The 21988-nt window shown below is 70.6% G+C and carries 17 protein-coding genes; 3 read left to right on the forward strand and 14 right to left on the reverse strand.

Translation table 11 applies throughout. The annotated features are described in order from the left end of the window. Positions 1-30: 30 nt before the first annotated feature. The 6 genes from H9I49_RS09685 to H9I49_RS09710 all read right to left on the reverse strand — a co-directional run bounded on the left by H9I49_RS09685 (position 31) and on the right by H9I49_RS09710 (position 7210). Complete coding sequence (locus H9I49_RS09685; RefSeq protein WP_188030129.1) at positions 31-1398, reverse strand: glutamine synthetase family protein; 1368 nt, start codon at positions 1396-1398, stop codon at positions 31-33. Positions 1399-1409: 11 nt separating this feature from the next. After that, positions 1410-2153 carry a FadR/GntR family transcriptional regulator gene (locus tag H9I49_RS09690; protein ID WP_188030130.1) on the reverse strand — a complete coding sequence of 248 codons (744 nt, stop codon included), beginning with the start codon at positions 2151-2153 and terminating at the stop codon, positions 1410-1412. 1 nt (position 2154) lies between these two features. Then, positions 2155-3729, reverse strand: coding sequence for an amino acid permease (locus tag H9I49_RS09695; protein ID WP_188030132.1), 1575 nt, complete (start codon positions 3727-3729; stop codon positions 2155-2157). A 131-nt stretch (positions 3730-3860) separates the two neighbouring features. Continuing rightward, positions 3861-4685, reverse strand: a complete 825-nt coding sequence (locus H9I49_RS09700; protein ID WP_370587509.1) for an HAD family hydrolase — start codon at positions 4683-4685, stop codon at positions 3861-3863. A gap of 40 nt (positions 4686-4725) precedes the next feature. Next, positions 4726-5850 carry a branched-chain amino acid aminotransferase gene (locus H9I49_RS09705; protein WP_188030134.1) on the reverse strand — a complete coding sequence of 375 codons (1125 nt, stop codon included), beginning with the start codon at positions 5848-5850 and terminating at the stop codon, positions 4726-4728. A gap of 295 nt (positions 5851-6145) precedes the next feature. Continuing rightward, a complete protein-coding gene (locus H9I49_RS09710; protein WP_188030136.1) occupies positions 6146-7210 on the reverse strand; it encodes a 3-isopropylmalate dehydrogenase in 1065 nt (354 codons plus the stop codon). Between the two features lie 602 nt (positions 7211-7812). Here H9I49_RS09710 and H9I49_RS09720 point away from each other — a divergent pair. Further along, positions 7813-9093: an AI-2E family transporter gene (locus H9I49_RS09720; RefSeq protein ID WP_188030138.1), complete on the forward strand. Its 1281-nt coding sequence runs from the start codon at positions 7813-7815 to the stop codon at positions 9091-9093. A gap of 127 nt (positions 9094-9220) precedes the next feature. Here the strand turns inward: H9I49_RS09720 and serA are convergent, their stop codons facing one another. Then, a complete protein-coding gene (serA, locus tag H9I49_RS09725) occupies positions 9221-10804 on the reverse strand; it encodes a phosphoglycerate dehydrogenase (RefSeq protein ID WP_188030140.1) in 1584 nt (527 codons plus the stop codon). 249 nt (positions 10805-11053) lie between these two features. Here serA and H9I49_RS09730 point away from each other — a divergent pair, with 249 nt between their 5' ends. Continuing rightward, positions 11054-11809, forward strand: a complete 756-nt coding sequence (locus H9I49_RS09730; protein WP_188030141.1) for an SDR family oxidoreductase — start codon at positions 11054-11056, stop codon at positions 11807-11809. 141 nt (positions 11810-11950) lie between these two features. Here H9I49_RS09730 and ilvC read toward each other — a convergent pair whose 3' ends face one another. From ilvC to H9I49_RS09745, 3 genes are all read right to left on the reverse strand, one after another. Further along, a complete protein-coding gene (ilvC, locus tag H9I49_RS09735) occupies positions 11951-12979 on the reverse strand; it encodes a ketol-acid reductoisomerase (RefSeq protein WP_188030143.1) in 1029 nt (342 codons plus the stop codon). Between the two features lie 67 nt (positions 12980-13046). Then, entirely contained in the window at positions 13047-13559 is a 513-nt protein-coding gene (gene ilvN / locus H9I49_RS09740) for an acetolactate synthase small subunit (RefSeq protein WP_188030145.1), read from the reverse strand. A gap of 2 nt (positions 13560-13561) precedes the next feature. After that, positions 13562-15421: an acetolactate synthase large subunit gene (locus H9I49_RS09745; RefSeq protein WP_188030146.1), complete on the reverse strand. Its 1860-nt coding sequence runs from the start codon at positions 15419-15421 to the stop codon at positions 13562-13564. 366 nt (positions 15422-15787) lie between these two features. On the opposite strand from H9I49_RS09745, the gene H9I49_RS09750 reads away from it, so the two are divergent. Beyond that, on the forward strand, positions 15788-16759 hold the full coding sequence (locus tag H9I49_RS09750) for a GNAT family N-acetyltransferase (RefSeq protein ID WP_188030147.1): 972 nt from the start codon (positions 15788-15790) through the stop codon (positions 16757-16759). Positions 16760-16867: 108 nt separating this feature from the next. Here H9I49_RS09750 and ilvD read toward each other — a convergent pair whose 3' ends face one another. The 4 genes from ilvD to H9I49_RS09770 all read right to left on the reverse strand — a co-directional run bounded on the left by ilvD (position 16868) and on the right by H9I49_RS09770 (position 21918). Beyond that, entirely contained in the window at positions 16868-18568 is a 1701-nt protein-coding gene (gene ilvD, locus H9I49_RS09755) for a dihydroxy-acid dehydratase (protein ID WP_188030148.1), read from the reverse strand. A 71-nt stretch (positions 18569-18639) separates the two neighbouring features. Continuing rightward, positions 18640-19173 carry a histidine phosphatase family protein gene (locus tag H9I49_RS09760; protein WP_188030149.1) on the reverse strand — a complete coding sequence of 178 codons (534 nt, stop codon included), beginning with the start codon at positions 19171-19173 and terminating at the stop codon, positions 18640-18642. Between the two features lie 61 nt (positions 19174-19234). Next, the gene (locus H9I49_RS09765) at positions 19235-21298 is read right to left on the reverse strand and encodes a YhgE/Pip domain-containing protein (protein ID WP_188030150.1); all 2064 of its coding nucleotides are present in this window, start codon (positions 21296-21298) and stop codon (positions 19235-19237) included. Continuing rightward, entirely contained in the window at positions 21295-21918 is a 624-nt protein-coding gene (locus H9I49_RS09770; protein WP_188030151.1) for a hypothetical protein, read from the reverse strand. Before H9I49_RS09770 ends, H9I49_RS09765 begins: the two co-directional genes overlap by 4 nt. Between the last annotated feature and the right edge of the window lie 70 nt (positions 21919-21988).

A 21988-nucleotide genomic window follows, 5' to 3' on the forward strand; every position in this document is an offset into this window, starting at 1 on the left:
TGTCGGTCCTGCGGTCCGGTCGACGGTGGGTCAGAGTCGCTCGAAGCCGCGTCGGCGTTCCCAGTCGGTCACTGCGGCGTCGAACGCCGTGATCTCCACGTCGGCGGCGTTGACGTAGTGGTCGACCACTGCGTCGCCGAACAGCCGCCGGGCGAGAGCGGAGCAGTCCAGCAGGTCACGCGCCTCGCGAAGGGTGGCGGGGACGTGCTCCTTGTCGGACCGGTAGGCGTTGCCCTCGAAGGCGGGCTCGAGCTCGAGCTTCTGCTCGATGCCGTGCAGCCCGCCCGCCATCATCGCCGCGACGGCCAGGTACGGGTTGACGTCGCCGCCGGGGACCCGGTTCTCGACGCGCAGAGCGGAGCCGTGGCCGACGACGCGCAGGGCGCACGTGCGGTTGTCGTGCCCCCAGGCGATCGCGGTCGGCGCGAAGGTGCCGGGCTGGAACCGCTTGTACGAGTTGATGTTCGGCGCGTAGAAGTACGTCAGCTCGCGCATCGTGGCGAGGATGCCGGCGATGAAGTGGTCGAACACCTCGCTGTGTCCGTGCTCGCGGGAGTCGTCGGCGAAGGCGAGACCGCCGTCGGCCCCGCGCAGCGACAGGTGGATGTGGCACGAGCTGCCCTCGCGCTGGTCGTACTTCGCCATGAAGGTGAGCGACTTGCCGTGCCGGGCCGCTATCTCCTTGGCGGCGTTGCGGTAGACGACGTGGTTGTCGCAGGTCTTCACCGCCTCGTCGTAGAGGAAGGAGATCTCGTGCTGGCCGAGGTTGCACTCCCCCTTGGCACCCTCGACGACGATGCCTCCCTTGTACATCTCGTTGCGGATCTCACGCAGGAGCGGCTCGACGCGGTCGCCGCCGAGGATCGAGTAGTCGACGTTGTACCGGTTCGCCGGCGTCATGCCGGTGTAGCCGCGGTCCCAGGCGGCGTCGAAGGAGTCCTCGAAGACGATGAACTCCAGCTCGGTGCCGCAGAAGGCGGCGAGCCCCATCGACTCGGCCCTGTCGACCTGTGCCTTGAGCACCGATCGGGGCGCCTGCGCGACCATGCCGCTGCCGTCGAGCCACGTGAGGTCGCACTGGATCGTCGCCGAGTGCGGCGACCCGGGCGTGCGCCGCAGCGTCGAGAGGTCCATGTCGAAGAACATGTCGCCGTAGCCGCGTTCCCACGACGAGATGGCGTAGCCGTCGACGGTGTTCATGTCGACGTCGACGGCGAGCAGGTAGTTGCAGCCCTCGGTGCCCTGCTCGAGCACGTGGTCGAGGAAGTAGTGGCCGTGCAACCTCTTGCCCTGCAGGCGTCCCTGCATGTCGGTGAAGGCGACGATCACCGTGTCGACGGTTCCCGACTCGATGTCGGCGCGGAGCTGCTCCAGGGTGAGCGTGGGCGCTGGTGCCATGTCGTGCCGTCCTATCCGATGAGTCCGCGCAGCAGGGCGGAGGTGGCGTCGCAGTGCTCCTCCATGACGGCGCGGGCGCGGTCCGCGTCGCCGGCGAGGATCGCCCCGACGATCTGGTGGTGCTGCTCGTTGGAGTGCCCGATGTTCGTCTTGAGCACGGGGATCGCGACGAGCATCTCGTGCAGGGCCGCCTGCGAGCGCGTCACCGCGTCGATGAGCATGGCCGAGCCCGCGAGCGTCGCGATGGCCAGGTGCAGCCGCGAGTCGGCCACGCGGTGGGCGGCCGGACCCTCGGCGTCGTCGACGGCCGCGAGGCTGTCGGCGAGCCAGGCCCGCTGGTCGGCCGCGAGCGCCTGCGAGGCGGCAAGCCACGCAGCCCCGGGCTCCACGACCCGCCGGAACGTGAGCGCGTCGAGCATCGCGGCTCCGCTGCGCACGAACGTGCCGCCCGCCTCGGTCCGGACCTGCTCGGCACGGGTCACCCAGGTGCCTCCGCCCCGACCGCGACGGGTCGTGAGGAGACCCGACTCGCGCAGCGCCGCGATGGCGTCGCGCAGCGTGTTGCGGCTGACCCCCAACCGCTCAGCCAGGTCACGCTCGGGTGGCAGCTGCTCGCCGTCGGCGAGCACGCCGAGGCGGATGGCCCGGGCCAGCTGCTCGACGGTGTTCTCGAACGCGTTGCCGGGAGCCGGGCGCAGTACGGCATCCGGCAACGCGTTCCGTGCGAGGTCGCTCGCACCCCCGACTCCGGCCATGTCAGTCGAGCAGCTCCGCCGCCGGCTTCGTGTCGTGACCCTCGGGCACGTCGCGCATGAAGTGCTTGCGGCCGACGACGAGCCACGACACGAGCGCGAACACCGCCACGACCGCGACCGTGACCGGCGCGAAGTTGAACGTCGCGTCGCCGAACGTGCCGGGCGAGTACTGCGGCAGCAGGAACAGCACGACGATGAACCCGACCCAGACCACGGCGACCCAGCCGATCGGGGCGCTCCACCGGCCGAGGTTCCACCGGCCCTGCCGGAAGTCCGGGTTGAGCCGGCGGAGCAGGATCGGCGTCGCGTACGCGATGTAGAGGCCGATGACCGCGACCGAGGTCACCGCGAAGAAGGCCGTCGTGTTCCAGACGGCCGGGACCGTCAGGACGAAGGACAGTGCCGCGCAGAGCCAGATGGAGTTGGTCGGCGTGCCGGTGCGCGGGTTGATCCGGGCCCAGATGCGGGAGCCGGGAAGCGCGTTGTCGCGGGAGAACGCATACGACATCCGGGAGTTGGCCGTGACCGACGCCATGCCGCAGAAGAACTGCGCCACGCCGCAGATGACGACCATGACGAGCCCGAGTCGGTCACCGAGCGCGTCGAGGAAGATCTGCGCCGGGGGAAGCCCGTTGGCGTCGGCGGCCTCGCGGGCCGTGCCGTAGTCGGTGATGGCCGCCGTCACCGAGACGAGCAGCACCGAGCCGGCGATGATCGACACCCAGACGCTGCGCACGATGCCCTTGGGCGCCTCGATGGCGGCGTTGCGCGTCTCCTCGGCGACGTGGGCGGACGCGTCGTAGCCGGTCAGCGTGTACTGGGCCATGAGCAGCCCGACGAGGAACGCGTAGATCGGCAGGCCGAAGACGCCGCCCGTCCCGGAGAAGCCGGTCTCGTTGACGTAGTGGGTGAAGGTCCACGAGAGCGACTGGTGCTCGATGGGGGCGGCCCAGAGTGCGACGACGATGACCGTCACGCCGCCCACGTGCCACCAGGCACTCACCGACGACAGGAGCTTGACGAGGTCGACCCCGAACGTGTTGAGCAGGGCGTGCGCGACGAGCAGGACGACGAAGACGAGGAAGACCTGCGGCAGGCCGAGCGAGTTGCCGGTCGCCATCGTGTAGACCGCCGACCACGTCACGGCTGCGCCGTAGTCGATGGAGGCCGTGACGGCGACCTCGCCGAGGAAGTTGAACCAGCCGACGAACCACGCCCACTCGCGCTTGTTCGTCCGGGCGAGCCGGCCGGCCCACCAGTAGAGGCCCCCCGCCGTCGGATAGACCGAGCAGATCTCGGCCATCGCGAGGGCGACGCAGAGCACGAAGGCGCCGCAGATGAGCCAGCCGGTGTTGATGGCCAGCGGGCCACCGGCGTCCATCGCCAGGTAGTAGGTCGTGATGCATCCGGCCAGGATCGAGATGATGGAGAAGGAGACGGCGAAGTTGGCGAAGCCGCTCATGCCGCGGTGGAGCTCTTGCTTGTAGCCCAGCTCGGCGAGCATCGACTCGTCGTCGGACTCTGAGACCGTGCCCGTCGGGCTCAGGGTGTCGGGGGTGGAAGGAGGAACGCTCATGCACTACCTCGCAAACATCGTGCAGCGGACCTTTGTCCACCGCTCCCGGAAGGTGCTTGGCATCCTCTACCCGCCTGCGCGGTGCCGTCAATGGTTCTTGTTCAAACCTTTGATGGCGGAGCGTCCCCGGCTCAGGATGTGAACAGACTCTCGAGCGTACGTGCCACACCGTCCTCGTCGTTCGACGGACACACGCGGTCAGCAGCCGCGCGCGCGTCCGGATGGGCATTTGCAACCGCCCAGGCGGTGCCGGCCCACTCGAGCATCGGGACGTCGTTCGGCATGTCACCGAAAGCCCACACGTCGGCCGCGTCGATGCCCAGCCGAGCGCACCAGCGGACCAGGCCCGCGGCCTTCGTGACGCCCGGCGCCGAGATCTCGGCCAGACCACCGGTGCCGGAGTGCTGCACGAGCGCTCGGTCGCCGATGATCTCTGCGACGCGCGGGATGACGTCGTCGTCGGGCAGCTGCTCCGTGCGGGCGAGGAGCTTGCCGACGACGGCCTCGAGGGGCAGGTCGTCGATCGGCGCGGGCACGAGGTCGGCCGGCACCCACCGGGGATGCAGCTCGGGGTAGTCGGGCTCCGTGTGCACGCCGTCCGTCAGCTCGGCGCTGAAGCCGATGCCGGGCAGCGCCGCTCGAAGGTCCGCGACGAGCTCGCGCACGAGCTCGCGGTCGAGCGGGTAGGCCGCGGTCACCCGGCGCGTCCGCACGTCGTAGTCGAAGGCCCCGTTGGCGCTGATGACGGTGCCGTCACCGCCTACGGCGTCGGCCAGCGGGTCGAGCCAGCGAGGCGGTCGCGCCGTGACGAAGACGACGCCGACACCCTCGGCCTCGACGGCGCGCAGGACATTGCCGGTGCGTCGCGAGATCGAGCCGTCGGAGCGCAGCAGCGTGCCGTCGAGGTCGGTCGCGACGAGGCGTGGACGCCTCAGGCCCGAGACGTCCACGGTCACCGCTCCGCCTCCCCCTGCCGGAAGAGCGTCACACCCGCCGTCACACGAGCCGGGTCAGCCAGCCGTGGGCGTCCTCGACGCGGCCGTACTGGATGTCGAGGAGCTTGTTGCGGATGGCCTCGGCGTAGCGGTCCTCGTGCCCGTCGCGGCGGTGGTCGACCGATCCGCCGTCCCAGCGCAGCTCGCCGACCGGGGTGACGACGGCGGCCGTGCCGCAGGCGAAGATCTCGACGATGTCGCCGTTGGCGGCGCCTTCCTTCCACTCGTCGATCGGGATGCGGCGCTCCTCGGGCTCGAGGTCGAGCTCCTTGGCGATCTCGAGGATCGAGCTGCGGGTGACCCCTTCGAGGATCGTGCCGGTCAGCTCCGGCGTGATGATGCGGCCGTCCTTGGTCACGAGGAAGAGGTTCATGCCGCCGAGCTCCTCGATGTACGTGTGCGTCGAGGAGTCGAGGAACACGGCCTGGTCGCAGCCGTGGTCGATGCCTTCGAGCTGGCCGGCGAGAGAGCTCGCGTAGTTGCCGCCGCACTTGGCCGCGCCGGTGCCTCCCTCGCCCGCGCGGGCGTAGTCGGTCGAGATCCACAGCGTGACGGGCTTGAGGCCGCCCGGGAAGTACGCGCCGGCCGGCGAGGCGATGACCGAGTACGTGACCTGCTGGGCCGGGCGCACCCCGAGGAAGGCCTCGGAGGCGAACATGAACGGGCGCAGGTAGAGGCTCTTCTCCCCCGCGTCACCGGCCGGCACCCACGCCTGGTCGACGGCGACGAGCTGGCGCAGCGACTCGATGAAGTCCGCCTCGGGCAGCTCGGGCAGCGCGAGGCGTCGGGCGGAGCGGGCGAAGCGGGCGGCGTTGGCCTGCGGACGGAAGGTCCAGATCGAGCCGTCGGCGTGACGGTAGGCCTTCATGCCCTCGAAGATCTCCTGGGCGTAGTGGAGCACCGCTGCCGCGGGGTCGAGCTGGAACGGCCCGTAGGGCTTGACCTGGGCGTCGTCCCAGCCGCCGTCGGCCGTCCACGTCGCGACGACCATGTGGTCGGTGAAGGTCCTGCCGAAGCCGGGGTTGTCGAGGATCTCGGCGATCCGCTCGGTGGGCGTCGCGTCGTCGCGGCGGGTGACCGCGAAGGACAGCCGGGTCGAAGAAGCCTGGGCGGCGTCCGTGGTCATGGCAAACCTCCAAAGACAATCAGCAGTGATCGACGTCAGGCTATCGCCCACATCGTGAGATGAGACACCGGCCCCGCCTCGTGCGAGGCCGGAGCGGGCCCGGAATCCCGGGTGTTTCGCGCGCTCGTCGAACGAGCGCGCGATCGGCACGCCGGTCGCGCGCAATGTTGCGCGCGCCGTGCCGGGTTCGCGCGCTCCATGCACGAGCGCGCGAAACAGGTGAGCGTCGTCCGTATGCCGTGGGGTGCGCCCGCCGCAACGGGCACACGGGCGGGCGGGTGGCCCGCCGAGTGGCTCAGAGTCGGGATACGACCGCGTCGCCGACGGCAGTGGTGCTGCGTACGCTGTCGCCGCGCTCGGCGAGGTCGGCCGCGACGGCTGCCTCGACGCGCTCCGCCTCGGTGTCGAGGCCCAGGTGGGCGAGCAGCATGCCGACCGAGAGGATCGCCGCGGTCGGGTCGGCCTTGGACTGGCCCGCGATGTCGGGGGCAGAGCCGTGGACCGGCTCGAACATGCTCGGGGTCGTGCGGGCGGGGTTGATGTTGCCCGACGCCGCGAGTCCGATGCCGCCGGCGATGGCGGCGGCGATGTCGGTGAGGATGTCGCCGAAGAGGTTGTCGGTGACGATGACGTCGAAGCGGCCCGGGTCGGTTGCCATGAAGATCGTCGCGGCGTCGACGTGCTGGTAAGCGGTCTCGACCTCGGGGAACTCGGCGCCGACCTCCTCGACCGTACGGCGCCACAGGTGGCCCGCATAGGTGAGGACGTTGTGCTTGTGCACGAGGGTCAGGTGCTTGCGCGGGCGCGCCTGGGCGCGGGCGAAGGCGTCCCGGACGACGCGCTCGACGCCGTAGCGCGTGTTGACGCTGACCTCGGTCGCGATCTCGGCCGGAGTGCCGACGCGCAGCGCTCCACCGTTGCCGGTGTACGGGCCCTCGGTGCCCTCGCGCACGACGACGAAGTCGATGCCGTCGGGCGCGACGCGAGCGACGTCGAGGGGGCTCGCGACGCCGGGGAAGAGCTTGGCCGGGCGCAGGTTGACGTAGTGGTCGAGGGCGAAGCGGAGCGGGAGCAGGACCCCTCGCTCGAGGACACCGCTCGGGACGCTCGGGTCGCCGATGGCGCCGAGAAGGATCGCGTCGTGGCCGCGCAGCTCGTCGAGGACCGAGTCCGGCAGGGTCTCGCCGGTCGCGTGCCAGCGGCGGGCACCCAGGTCGTAGTCGCTCGTCGCGAACTTCGGGCCGCCCGCCCCGGTGACCGCGTCGAGGATCTTGAGCCCTTCGGCGACCACCTCGGGACCGATCCCGTCACCGCCGATGACGGCGATGGAGTAGGCGTCCCTGAGCTGCGTCTGTCCCATGGTCGTCAGCCTAGAACCCGTCTTGTGATGTGGAATGCGTGTCTCATTTGGTGAACGACAGCAGAGGCCCCCACCCGGCGGGTGGGGGCCTCTGCGAGGTCATGCTGCGCCGGACTCGGTCGGACCCAGTCGGACTCGGCTCGACACCGTCGACTCAGTTGTCGGTGTGGCCCTGGTCGCGCAGGTCCATGGACTCCTGCAGAGCCTGACGGGCTGCTCTGGCGTCTTCGCTCATGGTGATCACGTCTTTCGATTGCAGTGCGTTTGGTGGTCTCAGGTGGCTCCAGCCCGGGTGGGCGAACCGGTCAGCAGAGGGGTGCGCGGGATCTCCGCGGCGAGGTTGCTGACTACCTGGACTCGCCGCGGCGGGGAATAAGTACGACCTGCCGCGTCATGCGATTCACGGTACGCGCGGCTACCCACGAGTAAAGGGGGTTTCCACTAAATGAGACGTGCAGTCCGGCATGTGTCCACAACATCCTGTGCCGGGTGACAGGGGTCACGACCAGGCCGGTCGCCCACGAGGCCGGCCCGCACGACGCCGACTCGTGACCTCGCCGCGCATCCCCCGTTCGCGGGCACCCGGACCGTAGGCTCGCCGCGTGAGCGCCGACCAGCCCGACGCGCCATCCGACCTCACGTCCGGCGCCCCTCGTGACCCAGCCGACAGCAAGCGGCAGGACAGCCACGCCGTCCCCGGTGTGCCGTTCGACGACCAGGCCCGCTGGATCGCCATCACCCCTGGCAACGCGCGCCGGGTCACCGCCATCGTGCTCAGCTCCCTGGTCCTGCTCTGGATCGCCTCGTGGGCCTTCAACGCCATGGGCAGCTTCCTCTTCCTGCTGCTCCTGGCCTGGCTGCTGTCCATCGCGATGGAGCCGGTCGTCCTCTGGCTCGCGGGCCGCGGCCTGCGGCGTGGGCTCGCGACGGGGCTGACCATGCTCGGCATGCTCGTGCTCTTCGCCGGGGTCGCCGAGCTCTTCGGGCAGGTGTTCGTCTCGCAGCTCTCGGAGCTCGGTTCGCAGCTGCCGACGGCGGTCACCGCAGCCATCGACTGGGTGAACTCCACCCTCGGCACGAGCTTCGACCTCGAGCAGATCCAGAAGGCTCTGAGCCTCACGCCCGACAAGCTCGGCGAGCTCGCGGGCAAGTACGGCGGCGGCATCGTCGGCGTCTTCGGCTCGGTCGTGACCTTCCTCTTCGACAGCCTGACGATCCTCGTCTTCGCCTACTACTTCTCGGCCGACAGCCCGCGGCTGCGCCAGACCATCGGTTCATGGCTGCCCCAGCGCTACCAGCGGGTCTTCGTCACCGTGTGGACGATCTCGGTCGAGAAGACCGGCGGCTACGTCGTCTCGAAGCTCGTGCTCGCCACCCTCTCGGCGGTCTTCCACGCCGCGTTCTTCTGGTTCATCGACGTGCCGTTCTGGCTGCCCCTCGGCGCCTTCGCCGGCATCGTCGGGCAGTTCATCCCGACGATCGGCACCTACATCGGCGTCGTCCTGCCGGCGCTCTTCGCGCTGCTCGACAAGCCCATCAACGCCCTCTGGATCGCGCTCTTCGCCACCGTCTACCAGCAGGTCGAGAACTACGTCTTCACGCCGAAGATCAGCCGTCGCACCATGGACGTGCACCCGGCCGTGGCACTCGGCTCGGTGATCGCGGGCGCCGCGCTCTTCGGCCCCATCGGCGCCCTCATCGGCATCCCGGTCGCGGCGGTGGCCCTCGCGATCATCGACACGTTCAGGAAGCGCCACGAGCTGTTGCCCGAGCTCGCCGACCTCGAGACGTCGGTCGACGCCCCTGTCAGGGACAGTGTGCCGGACGCCGGCGCCGGCGAGTCCCCGGCGGGGACGGCGCCGACCGGGCCTGACCGGGCCTGACCGGGCCTGGCCTGACCGGGCCTGACCGGCATTGCCGGGTATGCCGCTGGGCGGGCCCCCGCCGGATGGCTCCGGCCGGGGACCCGCCCGGAGGACGTACGTCGGTGGCGCGTCGGGCGCCGGGTGCTCAGTCCTGCAGGTCGACGGCCGTGAACGTCTTGGCCTCGACGACCTCGGAGAGCTCCGAGGCGAGGGCCGGCGGCACGGCGGTGTCGACGTTGAGCACACCGATGGCGCGATCCTCCTGGCGCGAGACCTGCATTCCGCCGATGTTGATGCCGGCGTCGCCGAGGATGCGGCCGACGGACCCGATGACGCCGGGACGGTCGGAGTACTCGAAGACGAGCATGTGCTCGGTGAGCGGTACCTCGAGGTCGTAGCCGTTGACGCCGACGAGCTTCTCGACCATCTTCGGGCCGGTCAGCGTGCCGGAGACCGACACCACCGTGCCGTCGACGAGCGTGCCGCGCAGCGTCGTGACGTTGCGGAAGTCACCCGAGTCGGGATCGGTGACGAGGCGCACGACGCAGCCGCGCTGCTCGGCCAGGACCGGTGCGTTGACGTAGGTCACGGCGTCCTCGACGACGTCGGTGAACAGGCCCTTCAGGGCGACGAGCTTCCACACGCTGACGTCGTGCTCGATGATCTCACCGCGCACGTCGACATCGAGCTGGGCCGGGACGGAGCCCGCGACGGCGGTGAAGATGCGGCCCAGCTTCTCGACGAGCGGGATGCCCGGACGGACCTCCTCGGCGATGAAGCCGCTGCTGACGTTGACCGCGTCGGGGACGAGCTCGCCACCGAGCGCGAGGCGCACGGACCGGGCGACCGCGATGCCGGCCTTCTCCTGGGCCTCGTCGGTCGACGCGCCCAGATGCGGCGTGACGACCACAGACTCGTGCTCGAAGAGCGGCGACTCGGTCGTCGGCTCCGACGCGAAGACGTCGATGCCGGCCCCGGCGACACGGCCGTCGGCGATGGCGCGCGCGAGGGCGGCCTCGTCGACGATCCCGCCGCGGGCCGCGTTGACGATCCGCACCGACGGCTTGACCTTGGAGAGGGCCTCCTCGCCGATGAGGCCGAGCGTCTCGGGCGTCTTGGGCAGGTGGATGGTGATGAAGTCGGACTGCGCGAGCAGCTCGTCGAGCCCGACGAGGTGGGCACCGAGCTGGCCGGCCTTCGCGGGCGAGGCGTAGGGGTCGTAGGCGAGGATCTTCATGCCGAAGCCCTTGAGCCGCTCGGCGACCAGGGCCCCGATGCGGCCGAGGCCGACGACGCCGACGGTCTTGTCGAACAGCTCGACACCGGAGTACTTGCTGCGCTTCCAGGCGCCGGCCTTGAGGGCCTGGTTCGCCGGGGCGATGTTGCGGGCCGTGGCGAGGAGCAGGCCGACGGCGAGCTCGGCTGCCGAGGTGATGTTGGAGGTCGGGGCGTTGACGACCATGACGCCCGCCTGGGTGGCCGACTGCACGTCGACGTTGTCGAGGCCGACGCCCGCGCGGGCGATCACCTTGAGCTGCTTGGCTGCCGCGATCGCCTCGGCGTCCATCTTCGTGGCCGAGCGGATGAGCACGGCGTCGACGTCGGCGAGGGCGGGGAGCAGCTCGTCGCGGTTGGCTCCATCGGCCGAGCGGACCTCGAAGTCGGGCCCCAGTGCCTCGATCGTGGCGGGCGACAGCTCTTCGGCGATGAGGACAACGGGCTTGCTCACAGGGAATTCCCTTTCCGAGGCGGATGCGTGGCGGGTGCCGTAGTGGGCGCGAGGCCCTGGTCCATCCCGGACGCGGGCCGCTGAGGCACCGCGATGTGCCGCAGTCACTCTAGGCGCTCGGCGAGCGGAGTTCACGCGTTGTAACCAACATGTGAACAGCAGAACGCAGGCGTCCACGCGTCTTGGGTTGTGGACAACCCATCCCGTATGCCGGAACGCCGCGCTCGCGCTCCGGCTAGCGTGGACGCCATGCGGATCGTCGTGACGGGTGGTGCCGGTGACCTCGGGTCCCGTGTCGTGTCCGAGCTCTCGGGACGCGGTCACGAGGCCGTCCCCGTGAGTCGGCGGACAGGCCTGGACCTCACGACGGACGCGGGCCTCGAGGCGGTCCTGGTCGGTTCCGACGCCGTCGTGCACTGTGCCGACGACCCCTCGCGCGGTGATGTGGTGACCGTCTACGCGACCCGTCGGCTCGAGGACGCGGCAGCCACGCACGGCGTCCATCTCGTCCACATCTCCATCGTCGGCATCGACGAGCACCCCCTCGCCTACTACCGCCGCAAGCTGCGTGCCGAGCAGGGGATCGAAGCCGCCGGCGGTGCAGCCACGGTCCTTCGAGCCACCCAGTTCCACTCCCTCGCAACGTTCTTCGCACGTACGTTCACCAAGGGGCCGCTCACGGTGACGATCGGCGACATGGCGTTCCAACCGGTCGACACCGACTTCGTGGCCGTGCGGCTGGCCGACCTCGCGCTGGGTCCGCGGCCGGCGGCATACGCCAGGGCGGCGGACGTCGCCGGTCCGGACCTGCTGACCCTCGGCGAGATCGCCACCCTCGTGCGCGCCCACCGGGGGGCGTCCGCGCCACGGGTGCTGCACGCGCCGGCGGTCGGCCGGGTCATGCGGGCGTTCGCGCAGCGCCGCAACGTTCCCGCACCGGGGTCGGCCGACGAGGGCGGGCGCACCTTTGCCGAGTGGCTGACCCAGGAGGTTCCACGCGGCTGAGCTCGGGAGTCCGCGCCACGGGGTGCCGGACGCGCGGCAGGACCATCCGGCACGGGGACGGGCACCCGCGTGTCCTGGCTCGGGACGCAGACGACCGGCCACCCCGCGTTCGGGTGGCCGGCCGTCAGGCAAGCGAAAGGGTCAGCGCGCAGCCGAGCCCTCGATGTAGTCCGAGTCGGTCTGCTTGACCCACGCCATGAGCTTGCGCAGGTCGCGGCCCGTGGCCTCGATCGGGTGCTGGGCACCCTTCTCGCGCAGCTGCGTGAACTCCGGCGCGCCGGCGTCCTGGTCGTCGATGAACCGCTTCGCGAAGGCGCCGTTCTGGATGTCCGTGAGGACGGCCTTCATGTTCTCCTTGACGTGCGGGTCGATGACGCGCGGCCCCGAGACGTAGTCGCCGTACTCCGCCGTGTCGGAGACCGACCAGCGCTGCTTGGCGATGCCACCCTCGATCATGAGGTCGACGATGAGCTTGAGCTCGTGGAGGCACTCGAAGTACGCGACCTCGGGCTGGTAGCCGGCCTCGACGAGGGTCTCGAAGCCGTACATCACGAGCTGGCTCGCGCCACCGCAGAGGACGGCCTGCTCACCGAAGAGGTCGGTCTCGGTCTCCTCGGTGAAGGTCGTCTTGATGCCGCCCGCGCGCAGGCCGCCGATCGCCTTGCCGTACGCCTTGGCGAGGTCCCACGCTGTGCCGGAGGCGTCCTGCTCGACGGCGAGGAGCACGGGCACCCCTCGGCCATCGGCGAACTCGCGTCGGACGATGTGACCGGGACCCTTGGGGGCGACCATGAGCACGTCGGCGTCGGCCTCGGGCTTGATGTAGCCGAAGCGGATGTTGAAGCCGTGCCCGAAGAGCAGCGCGGCGCCGTCCTTGAGGTTGGGCTGGATGTCGTTGGCGTAGACGCTTCGCTGGACCTGGTCGGGCGTCAGGATGACGACGAGGTCGGCCTCCTTGACGGCGTCGGCGACGGAAGAGACCGACAGGCCCTCCGCCTCGGCCTTCGGCCGGCTCTTGCTGCCCTCGGCGAGGCCGACGCGCACGTCGACTCCGGAGTCGCGCAGGTTGAGCGCGTGGGCGTGACCCTGGCTGCCGTAGCCGATGACGGCGACCTTCTTGCCCTGGATGACGGACAGGTCGGCGTCGTCGTCGTAGAACATCTCGGCCATGGTGGCCTTCTCCTTCGGTTGCGGTGTGCGGTTGGTCTGGTGGATCGGGTGGAGCGGATGCGCCGCGTCAGGCGCTGCGCAGGCTGCGGTCGGTGATCGAACGCGACCCGCGCCCGACGGCGACCATGCCGGACTGGACGAGCTCCTTGATCCCGAACGGCTCGAGGACGTCGAGCAGGGCGCGGAGCTTGTCCGAGTTGCCGGTCGCCTCGATGACGATGGCGTCGGTCGTCACGTCGACGACCTTGGCCTTGAAGAGCTGGATCGTGTCGATGACCTGGCTGCGGGTTGCGGCGTCGGCCCGGACCTTGACGAGGAGGATCTCGCGCTGCACGGAGGCGTGCGGGTCGAGCTCGACGACCTTGAGTACCTCGATGAGCTTGTTGAGCTGCTTCGTCACCTGCTCCAGGGCCGAGCCCTCGACCTCGACGACGACCGTGATGCGCGAGATCTCGGGCAGCTCGGTGGGACCGACCGCCAGCGAGTTGATGTTGAAGCCTCGGCGCGAGAAGAGCGCCGCGACGCGGGTGAGGACGCCGGGCTTGTCCTCGACGAGCACCGACAGGGTGTGCTTGCTCATGCTCAGTCCTCCCGCTCCCAGACCGGCGCCTCATGACGCGCAGCCTGGATCATGTCGTTGCTGACGCCCGCCGGCACCATCGGCCACACCATGGCGTCACGGTGGACGATGAAGTCGATGACGACCGGGCGGTCGTCGGTCTCGAGCGCCTGCTTGATGACGGCGTCGACCTCCTCCGGCGTCTCGGCGCGCAGGCCGAGGCAGCCGTAGGCGTCGGCCAGCTTCACGAAGTCGGGCACCCGCTGGCTCATCGGCTGCAGGTCGGTGTTGGAGTAGCGCTCGTTGTAGAAGAGCGTCTGCCACTGGCGCACCATGCCGAGCGAGCTGTTGTTGATGACCGCGACCTTGATCGGGATGTTGTTGATGACACAGGTCGCGAGCTCCTGGTTGGTCATCTGGAAGCAGCCGTCGCCGTCGATGGCCCAGACGGTGCGCTCGGGCTCGGCGACCTTGGCACCCATGGCCGCCGGGACGGAGAACCCCATCGTGCCGAGGCCACCGGAGTTGATCCAGGCGTTGGGGCGTTCGTACTGCACGAACTGCGCGGCCCACATCTGGTGCTGGCCGACACCCGCGACATAGGTCGACTCGGGGCCGGAGAGGGCCCCGATGCGCTCGATGACGTACTGCGGCGACAGCGTGCCGTCCTCGCTGTCGGTCCAGCCGAGCGGGAACGTCTGCTTCCAGTCGGCGACGCGCGTGCGCCAGGCCGCGTAGTCCCAGCCGTGCTCGGCTCCTTCGGCCGAGGCGCGGTCGAGCGTCACCTGCTCGATGAGGTCCTTGATGACCTCACCCACGTCACCGACGATCGGCACGTCGGCGATGCGGTTCTTCGAGATCTCGGCGGGGTCGATGTCGGCGTGGATCACCTTGGCGTGCGGGGCGAACGTCGACAGCTGTCCGGTGACACGGTCGTCGAAGCGGGCGCCCAGGGCGATGATGAGATCCGACTTCTGCAGACCCGTGACGGCCGCGACGGTGCCGTGCATGCCGGGCATGCCGAGGTTGAGCGGCTCGCTGTCGGGCACCGTGCCGCGCGCCATGAGAGTCGTGACGACCGGGATCTGGGTCAGCTCCACGAGCCGACGCAGCTGCTCGCTGGCGCGGGCCCGCACGACGCCACCACCGACGTACAGGATCGGCCGCTTCGCCGCTGCCATGAGCCGCGCGGCCTCGCGAATCTGCTTGCCGTGCGGGCGAAGCACGGGTCGGTAGCCGGGCAGGTCGATCTGCGGCGGCCAGGAGAACGTCGTCTTCGCCTGGAGGGCGTCCTTGCTGATGTCGACGAGGACAGGGCCCGGGCGGCCGGTGCTCGCGACGTGGAACGCCTCGGCGATGGCCTGCGGGATCTTCGCCGCGTCGGTCACGAGGTAGTTGTGCTTCGTGATCGGCATGGTGATGCCGCGGATGTCCGCCTCCTGGAACGCGTCGGTGCCGATCGCGGCGCTGGCGACCTGGCCCGTGATCGCCACCATGGGCACCGAGTCCATGTGCGCGTCGGCGATCGGCGTCACGAGGTTCGTCGCGCCCGGGCCCGAGGTCGCCATGCAGACGCCGACCTTGCCCGTGGCCGCCGCGTAGCCCTCGGCCGCGTGACCGGCTCCCTGCTCGTGGCGCACGAGGATGTGGCGGACCTTCTTGGAGTCGAGCATCGGGTCGTAGGCCGGCAGGATCGCGCCGCCCGGGATGCCGAAGACGGTGTCGCAGCCGATGGCCTCGAGGGAGAGTACGAGCGCCTGCGCCCCGGTGACCTCGCGGGCCGGCGTGACGGCCTCGGCGGGCTTCGCCTCCGCCGTCGGTCGGGGACGGGCCAGGGAGGCCACGTCAGCGGGCGATGGCGCCTGCTTGGTCGTGTCGCTCACGATCTTTTCCTTGTCTCGAGCACGTCATGTGTCCTGCCGTGTCTGGCTGACTCCACCCACAAAAAAACCCTTCGGTCCCATGGCGGGACGGAAGGGAGCGCGCTGACCGGTCGGGCTGGTCGGCGCGCTATGGAAGTACGAGGAGTCGGGCCACGGGTCAACCGTCCTACGCAGCCACACCGGTGTCAATCGGCCGTCACGGGCGTCTCAGGATGTGACCTCGTGATCTCACCCACCGTCGGCCGAGGAGGCGCGCGTCGGTGCGCCGAAAGTCGGTTGTCGGCACCGCGGCCCCTCGGGACACTGACGGCAGTGACCGCGCAGTGGCCGACCCGTGCCCTGACGACACGCACCTGGAGGAGATCCATGAACGCCACCTCCGTCGAGCGCAACGAACCCGTCGATCTGGCCCTGCCGGCGGGAGCGAGCGACCTCGCCGCCCGGGCGCTGACGCGAGACGATGCGGCCGCCGTGGCAGCGCTCATCGGCGCGTGCGAGCTGCACGACGTCGGCGAGGTCCTCATCGAGGAGGCCGACATCGTCGGCGACTGGCAGCGACCGGTCTTCGACCTCGCCACGCAGTCGGTCGGCGTCCTCGACGGCGACCGGCTGGTCGCGTACGCGGAGGTGTACAAGGGCCGCTGGGCAGACGCGGCGGTCGACCCGGCATACCGCGGACGTGGGCTCGGGACGGCGCTCTCGCGCTGGACGCGCGCCGTCGGGGCCCGTGACGGCGGGACGGTCGTCGGGCAGCCGGTGCCCGGCGACTCGGCCGGCGAGCGGCTGCTCTCCTCGCTCGGCTACCGCAACCTGTGGACCTCCTGGGTCCTCGAGCTGCCCTCGGGAGGCACCATGACGCCGCAACCGACCCCCGAGGGCTACTCGATCCGCGAGCCACGCGACGGTGCCGACCTGCGCGCGACCTGGACCGTCAACGAGGACGCCTTCCTCGAGTGGTCCGAACGCGAGCGGACGACCTACGAGGAGTGGGCGGCCACGGTCACCGAGCGGCCCGGCTACGAGCCGTGGCAGCTGCGCCTCATGGTCGACCCCGCTGGAGAGGTCGTCGGCATGGCCTTCGTCATCGTCTCCAGCGGGTGCGCGTACGTCGACAAGCTGGCCGTGCGCCGTGACCAGCGCGGCCGCGGGCTCGCGCGGGCGCTGCTCGTCGACGCGTTCGAGGTGGGTCGCTCGCACGGCGGCGAGCGCTCGGAGGTGTCGACGGACTCGCGCACCGGTGCGCTCGGCCTGTACGAGAAGGTCGGCATGCAGGTGACGTCGGTGTGGCGCCACTGGGCGGCCGACGTGGAGCCTGCACCCGTCGCTGCCCGGGACTGAGGTCGCGGCCAGGCCGCAGGCCTCCCGCAACACACCGGGAAACCGCGAACGCACCGGGATCGGGTCCCGGTGCGTCGCGAGCTGCTCGGTGGGTTGCGGTCCGGTCGGTCAGTCGCAGACGGCGCCGCGGCTCGCGCTCCCGACGAGCTTGCGGTACTTGGCGAGCACGCCCCGCGTGTACTTCGGCTCGGGGTGCGTCACGCCCTCGGCGCGGCGCCGCTCGAGCTCCGCGTCGTCGACGAGCAGGTCGAGCGTGCCGCCCGCGACATCGAGCCGGATGCCGTCGCCGTCGCGGACGAAGGCGATCGGGCCCTCGTCGACGGCCTCGGGTGCGACGTGGCCCACGCAGAGTCCGGTCGTGCCGCCGGAGAAGCGTCCGTCGGTGAGCAGCAGCACGTCCTTGCCCAGGCCGGCGCCCTTGATGGCGCCGGTGACGGCCAGCATCTCGCGCATGCCCGGCCCGCCCTTGGGCCCCTCGTAGCGGATGACGACGACGTCGTTCTTCTGGAGCGACCCCTGCTCGACGGCGTCCATCGCGGCGCGCTCGCCGTCGAAGACACGTGCCGTGCCCTCGAAGACCGACTCGTCGAAACCGGCCGACTTCACGACCGCGCCCTCCGGGGCGAGCGATCCCTTGAGGATCGTCAGGCCACCGGTGTGGTGGATCGGCTCGGACAGCGCACGCAGGACCTTGCCGTCGACGTCCGGCGGGTTGATGTGGGCGAGGTTCTCGGCGAGCGTCTTGCCGGTCACGGTGAGGCAGTCACCGTGCAGCAGGCCCGCGTCGAGCAGTGCACGCATGACGACGGGCACGCCGCCGACGCGGTCGATGTCGGTCATGACGTACTGCCCGAACGGCTTGACGTCGGCGAGGTGAGGCACCTTGGAGCCGATCCGGGCGAAGTCGTCGATGGTCAGGTCCACCTCGGCCTCGTGGGCGATCGCGAGCAGGTGCAGCACGGCATTCGTCGACCCACCGAACGCCATGACGACGGCGATGGCATTCTCGAACGCCTCCTTGGTCATGATGTCTCGGGCGCGAATTCCCTTGCGCAGCAGCTCGACCACAGCCTCACCCGACTTGCGGGCGAAGCCGTCGCGGCGACGGTCGGTGGCGGGTGGGGCTGCGGAGCCGGGCAGCGACATGCCGATGGCCTCGGCGACCGAGGCCATGGTGTTCGCGGTGTACATGCCGCCGCACGCGCCCTCGCCGGGACAGATGGCGCGCTCGATGGCGTCGACGTCCTCGCGGGACATCCGACCGGCGGCGCAGGCCCCGACGGCCTCGAAGGCGTCGATGATGGTCACCGTCTTCTCGGTGCCGTCGGAGAGCTTGGCGATGCCGGGAAGGATCGAGCCGGCATACAGGAAGACCGACGAGAGGTTGAGGCGTGCAGCCGCCATGAGCATGCCCGGCAGGGACTTGTCACAGCCGGCGAGCAGCACTGAGCCGTCGAGCCGCTCGGCGTTCATGACGGTCTCGACGGAGTCGGCGATGATCTCGCGCGACACGAGGCTGAAGTGCATGCCCTCGTGGCCCATCGAGATGCCGTCGGACACGGAGATGGTGCCGAACTCGAGCGGGTAGCCGCCGCCGGCGTGGACGCCGTCCTTGACGGCCTTGGCGAGCCGGTCGAGGGACAGGTTGCACGGAGTGATCTCGTTCCACGAGCTCGCGACGCCGATCTGCGGCTTGGCGAAGTCGTCGTCGCCGAGGCCTACGGCCCGAAGCATCCCCCGCGCGGCGGTCTTCTCGAGACCGTCGGTGACGTCGCGGCTGCGGGGCTTGATGTCAGGCGTCTGCGTCATGCTCAGCAGCATAAGACCGTGTCCGCTGGGTGGACACCGCATCTCACTGCCTGATCGACGCGTGCGTCGCCTCAGTCCTCGTGCCCTCGGCTCAGGTGGAACCGGGTCAGCGCGCACGATCCGGCCTCGAGGTCGGCCCACTCCCCCTTGTAGCTGAGCACCGCCAGCCCGCTCGTCCCGAAGCCCTCGGCGAGCGCCTCGTGCGCCTCGCGCGAGCCCTCGCCGTCGGTGAGCAGGCTCGTCAGCTGCGCCACCGTCGGGTTGTGGCCGACGAGGAGGACGGTGGAGGTGTCGCCGGCGTCCTCGCGCAGCGTCTCCAGCGTCTGCACCGAGCCGCCGAGGTAGACGCTGCGGCGGTACTCCACGAACTCGGCCTTGGCGCCGCCGTGGCACGCCTCCTCCCACGTCTGGCGGGTGCGTTGGGCGGTCGAGCAGATGACAAGGTCGGGCACGAGCCCCTGGTCGCGCAGCCACCTGCCGGCAGCCTTGGCGTCACGCCGACCACGGGGCGCGAGCTCGCGGTCGTGGTCGGCCTTGCCGTGGCCCTCCTCGGCCTTGGCGTGGCGCATGAGGATGAGGGTCTTCTCTCTCGCGGCACTGCTCATACGTCAAGAGCATGCTCGGGGGTGGCCGCTTTGTCAGCCCCGGACACGCCTTCCGCCGGGGTCACAGGCTCAGCTCGGGCTTGATCCGCGCGGGAGTCCACACGCGCGAGCGTCGCGCTGCCACGGTCGCGACCGCGAGCGCCCCGACGAGGTATGCCGTGAGGACCCCCAGGTCACCCACCACCGGTGAGAGGCCGGCGCCGTACATGAGCCGCCGGAGCCCGTCGATGGCATACGTCATCGGGACGACGTGGTGGATGGCCTGGAGCGGGCCGGGCAGCGTCTGCCAGGGGAACGTGCCGCCCGCGCTGACGAGCTGGACGACCATGAAGACGAGGCCGATGAACTTGCCCACTGCGCCGAGGCGGGCCGCGAGGGCGTGCAGGATCGCGACGAACGTCATCGAGACGAACCCGAGGAACAGGAGCGCGAGCACGGGGTGCGCGACCCGGATGCCGAGCGCGAGCGACACGACGAGGTAGAGCGCGACGGTCTGGGCGAGGCCCACCGCGACCGGCGCGAGCCAGCCGCCGAGCGCCGTGCGCAGCGAGCGCTGGCTCGTCGCGAGGGCGCGGGTCGAGAACGGGCGCACGAGCAGGAACAGGGTGTAGGCGCCGATCCACAGCGCGAGGCTCAGGAAGAGCGGGGCGAGTCCGGCGCCGTAGGTCCCCGCCGCTGCCATGCTGCTCGACGTGACGTCGACCGGGTCGCCGATCGTCCTGGCCGTTGCCGTGCGTTGCGCGTCGGTGGGGTTCGGCACGGCGGCGCGGCCCCTCGCCAGCTCGGAGTGCAGCCGACCTGCTCCCGAGGCGAGGCGGTGCACACCGTCCTCGAGCTGCGCGACTCCGGTCGCGAGCGAGTCCCCGCCCGAGGCCGCCCTCGTGGCGCCTGCCTCGAGCTGAGCCGACCCGGCGACGAGGCGGCCGAGGCCGCTCTCGAGGGTGGCTGAACCGTCGCGCAGCCGGCGTGCGCCCGTGGCAGCCTCCCCGATCCCGTCCGTCAGGGCGGGGGTGGCCTCAGCGAGGGCACGCGCTCCGGTCGCCACCTGGTCGGCGCCCGCCGAGAGGTGGTCGAGCTCGTCGGAGGCCTTCTGGATGCGACCGTCGGCCGTGTCGACGAGGCCGTCGACACGGTCGAGCCGGCTCTCCACGAGGGCGATCTGCGCATCGTCGAGGCCCGCGGAGCGCAGCTCGTCGAGTAGGACCTCGCGCTGGCTCCGGAGATCGCCCTTGAGGTCGCTCGAGACCCCGGCGACCGTGCGCCCGAGGCCGGCGATCTTCTCGTTGCCCCCGGCGACCTGGGCTGCGCCGTCGGCGAGCCGGTCGGTCTGCGCCGGGAGCGTCGCGGTGCGTTGCTCGAGGGTGCCGAGCCCGGAGGCCAGCGCCGTCGCGCCCGAGTGGAGGCGCTCGGCACCGGAGAACGCCGAGGCGACGCCATCGTGCAGCCGGGCAGCCCCGCTCGCGAGGTCGTGGAGTCCCGAGGCGAGCGACCGCGCGCCCGCCGCGGCCCTCGCCGCGCCCTCCTCGGCCGTGCCGATACCGTCGCGGAGCCTCCCCGCACCGTCTACGGCCTTGCCGAGGTCGTCGTGGACCTGGTTGAAGCCGAGGAGGAGCCGGTCGGCCGCCGTCTGGCTGACCTGCGAGGCGACCGAGGCACTCACCTGCTTGATGACGGTGTTGCCCATGATCGTCGTCATGTAGTTGTTGGCGTCGTTCGTCTCGAGCGCGACGGTGGCCTGCCGCGGCGTGAAGTCGGCGGTCGCAGCGAGGTCGGCCGAGAACGTGGCGGGCAGCAGGACGGCGAAGGAGTAGCGCCCGTCGTGGACGCCTTGGAGCGCTTCGGCATGCGAGACCTTGTGCCAGTCGAAGGACCCTGACTCGACGAGGTGGTCGGCGACCTCGTCGCCGACCTCGAGCGTCTCTCCGGTGGAGAGCGTCGCGCCGGTGTCGTCGCTGGCCACGGCGGCGGGGACCTGCGGCAGGGCGGCATACGGGTCGTGGTTGGCGTAGAGGTACAGCCCGCCGTAGAGGGTCGGGATGATGGCGAGCGCGATGAGGCCGAGCCGCGCGAGGCGCGAGGAGGTGAGGCGCCGGAGCTCGGCGAGGGCCAGTCGGACGGGGTTCATGCGCTCACCCGGTCTGACGTCACGGGGTGCAACGTGTCGGCGACGGCCGGCGAGCACAGGACGACGACGGTCAGGCCACTGTCGGCGAGGGCGGATGCGGCCTCGAACCACTCGCGCGGGTCGCCACCGTGGCGGTCCGGCCCGGCGAGGACCACGACACGGACCTGGGGATGCCAGGAGCCGAGCTCGAGCAGCAGCCTCGTGCGCAGGCCGGAGCGCAGGCTCTCCCACCGGCGTGCGGCGAGGGCGGTGAGCTCACGGTCGGCGAGGAAGGCCGCCACGTCCCTGCGCGACGAGGGTCGCTCGGCGAGCGCGAGCTCCTCTGCGACGACGGCGCGCAGCGGGAGCGAGTCCTCAGGCGCCGTCACGTCGGGCACGTCGACGAGGCGGGTGCGCAGCTGGAGGTGCGACCGGTGGCTCGAGCCGCCGATGCTGATCGACCCGCCGATCAGGTCGACCCGGCCGCCGATGGCGAGGGCGAGGGCGGTCTGCGCCGCTCCCGGGTCGACACCGACGACGGTGACCTCTCCGGGCGGTGCCACGAAACCCACCCCGGACACGAACGGCTCGTGGGTGCCCTGGACCGACACGTCGCGCGCGATGACCTGGCGCTCGTTCACGCTTGCACATCCCTCCGGCGGGACGATCCCGCCTTTCGATACAAGTATGCATCCAATACGAGCTCGTATC

The organism is Terrabacter sp. MAHUQ-38 (genome assembly GCF_014518425.1).
Lineage (GTDB): Bacteria > Actinomycetota > Actinomycetes > Actinomycetales > Dermatophilaceae > Terrabacter.

Coding starts and splice junctions, on each gene's coding strand:
- H9I49_RS09695 (WP_188030132.1), bottom strand. CDS start 3,729: ATGAGCGTTCCTCCTTCCACCCCCGACACCCTGAGCCCGACGGGCACG.
- H9I49_RS09730 (WP_188030141.1), top strand. CDS start 11,054: ATGCGGATCGTCGTGACGGGTGGTGCCGGTGACCTCGGGTCCCGTGTC.
- ilvN (WP_188030145.1), bottom strand. CDS start 13,559: ATGAGCAAGCACACCCTGTCGGTGCTCGTCGAGGACAAGCCCGGCGTC.
- H9I49_RS09690 (WP_188030130.1), bottom strand. CDS start 2,153: ATGGCCGGAGTCGGGGGTGCGAGCGACCTCGCACGGAACGCGTTGCCG.
- ilvD (WP_188030148.1), bottom strand. CDS start 18,568: ATGACGCAGACGCCTGACATCAAGCCCCGCAGCCGCGACGTCACCGAC.
- H9I49_RS09750 (WP_188030147.1), top strand. CDS start 15,788: ATGAACGCCACCTCCGTCGAGCGCAACGAACCCGTCGATCTGGCCCTG.
- H9I49_RS09685 (WP_188030129.1), bottom strand. CDS start 1,398: ATGGCACCAGCGCCCACGCTCACCCTGGAGCAGCTCCGCGCCGACATC.
- H9I49_RS09710 (WP_188030136.1), bottom strand. CDS start 7,210: ATGGGACAGACGCAGCTCAGGGACGCCTACTCCATCGCCGTCATCGGC.
- H9I49_RS09765 (WP_188030150.1), bottom strand. CDS start 21,298: ATGAACCCCGTCCGACTGGCCCTCGCCGAGCTCCGGCGCCTCACCTCC.
- H9I49_RS09760 (WP_188030149.1), bottom strand. CDS start 19,173: ATGAGCAGTGCCGCGAGAGAGAAGACCCTCATCCTCATGCGCCACGCC.
- H9I49_RS09705 (WP_188030134.1), bottom strand. CDS start 5,850: ATGACCACGGACGCCGCCCAGGCTTCTTCGACCCGGCTGTCCTTCGCG.
- ilvC (WP_188030143.1), bottom strand. CDS start 12,979: ATGGCCGAGATGTTCTACGACGACGACGCCGACCTGTCCGTCATCCAG.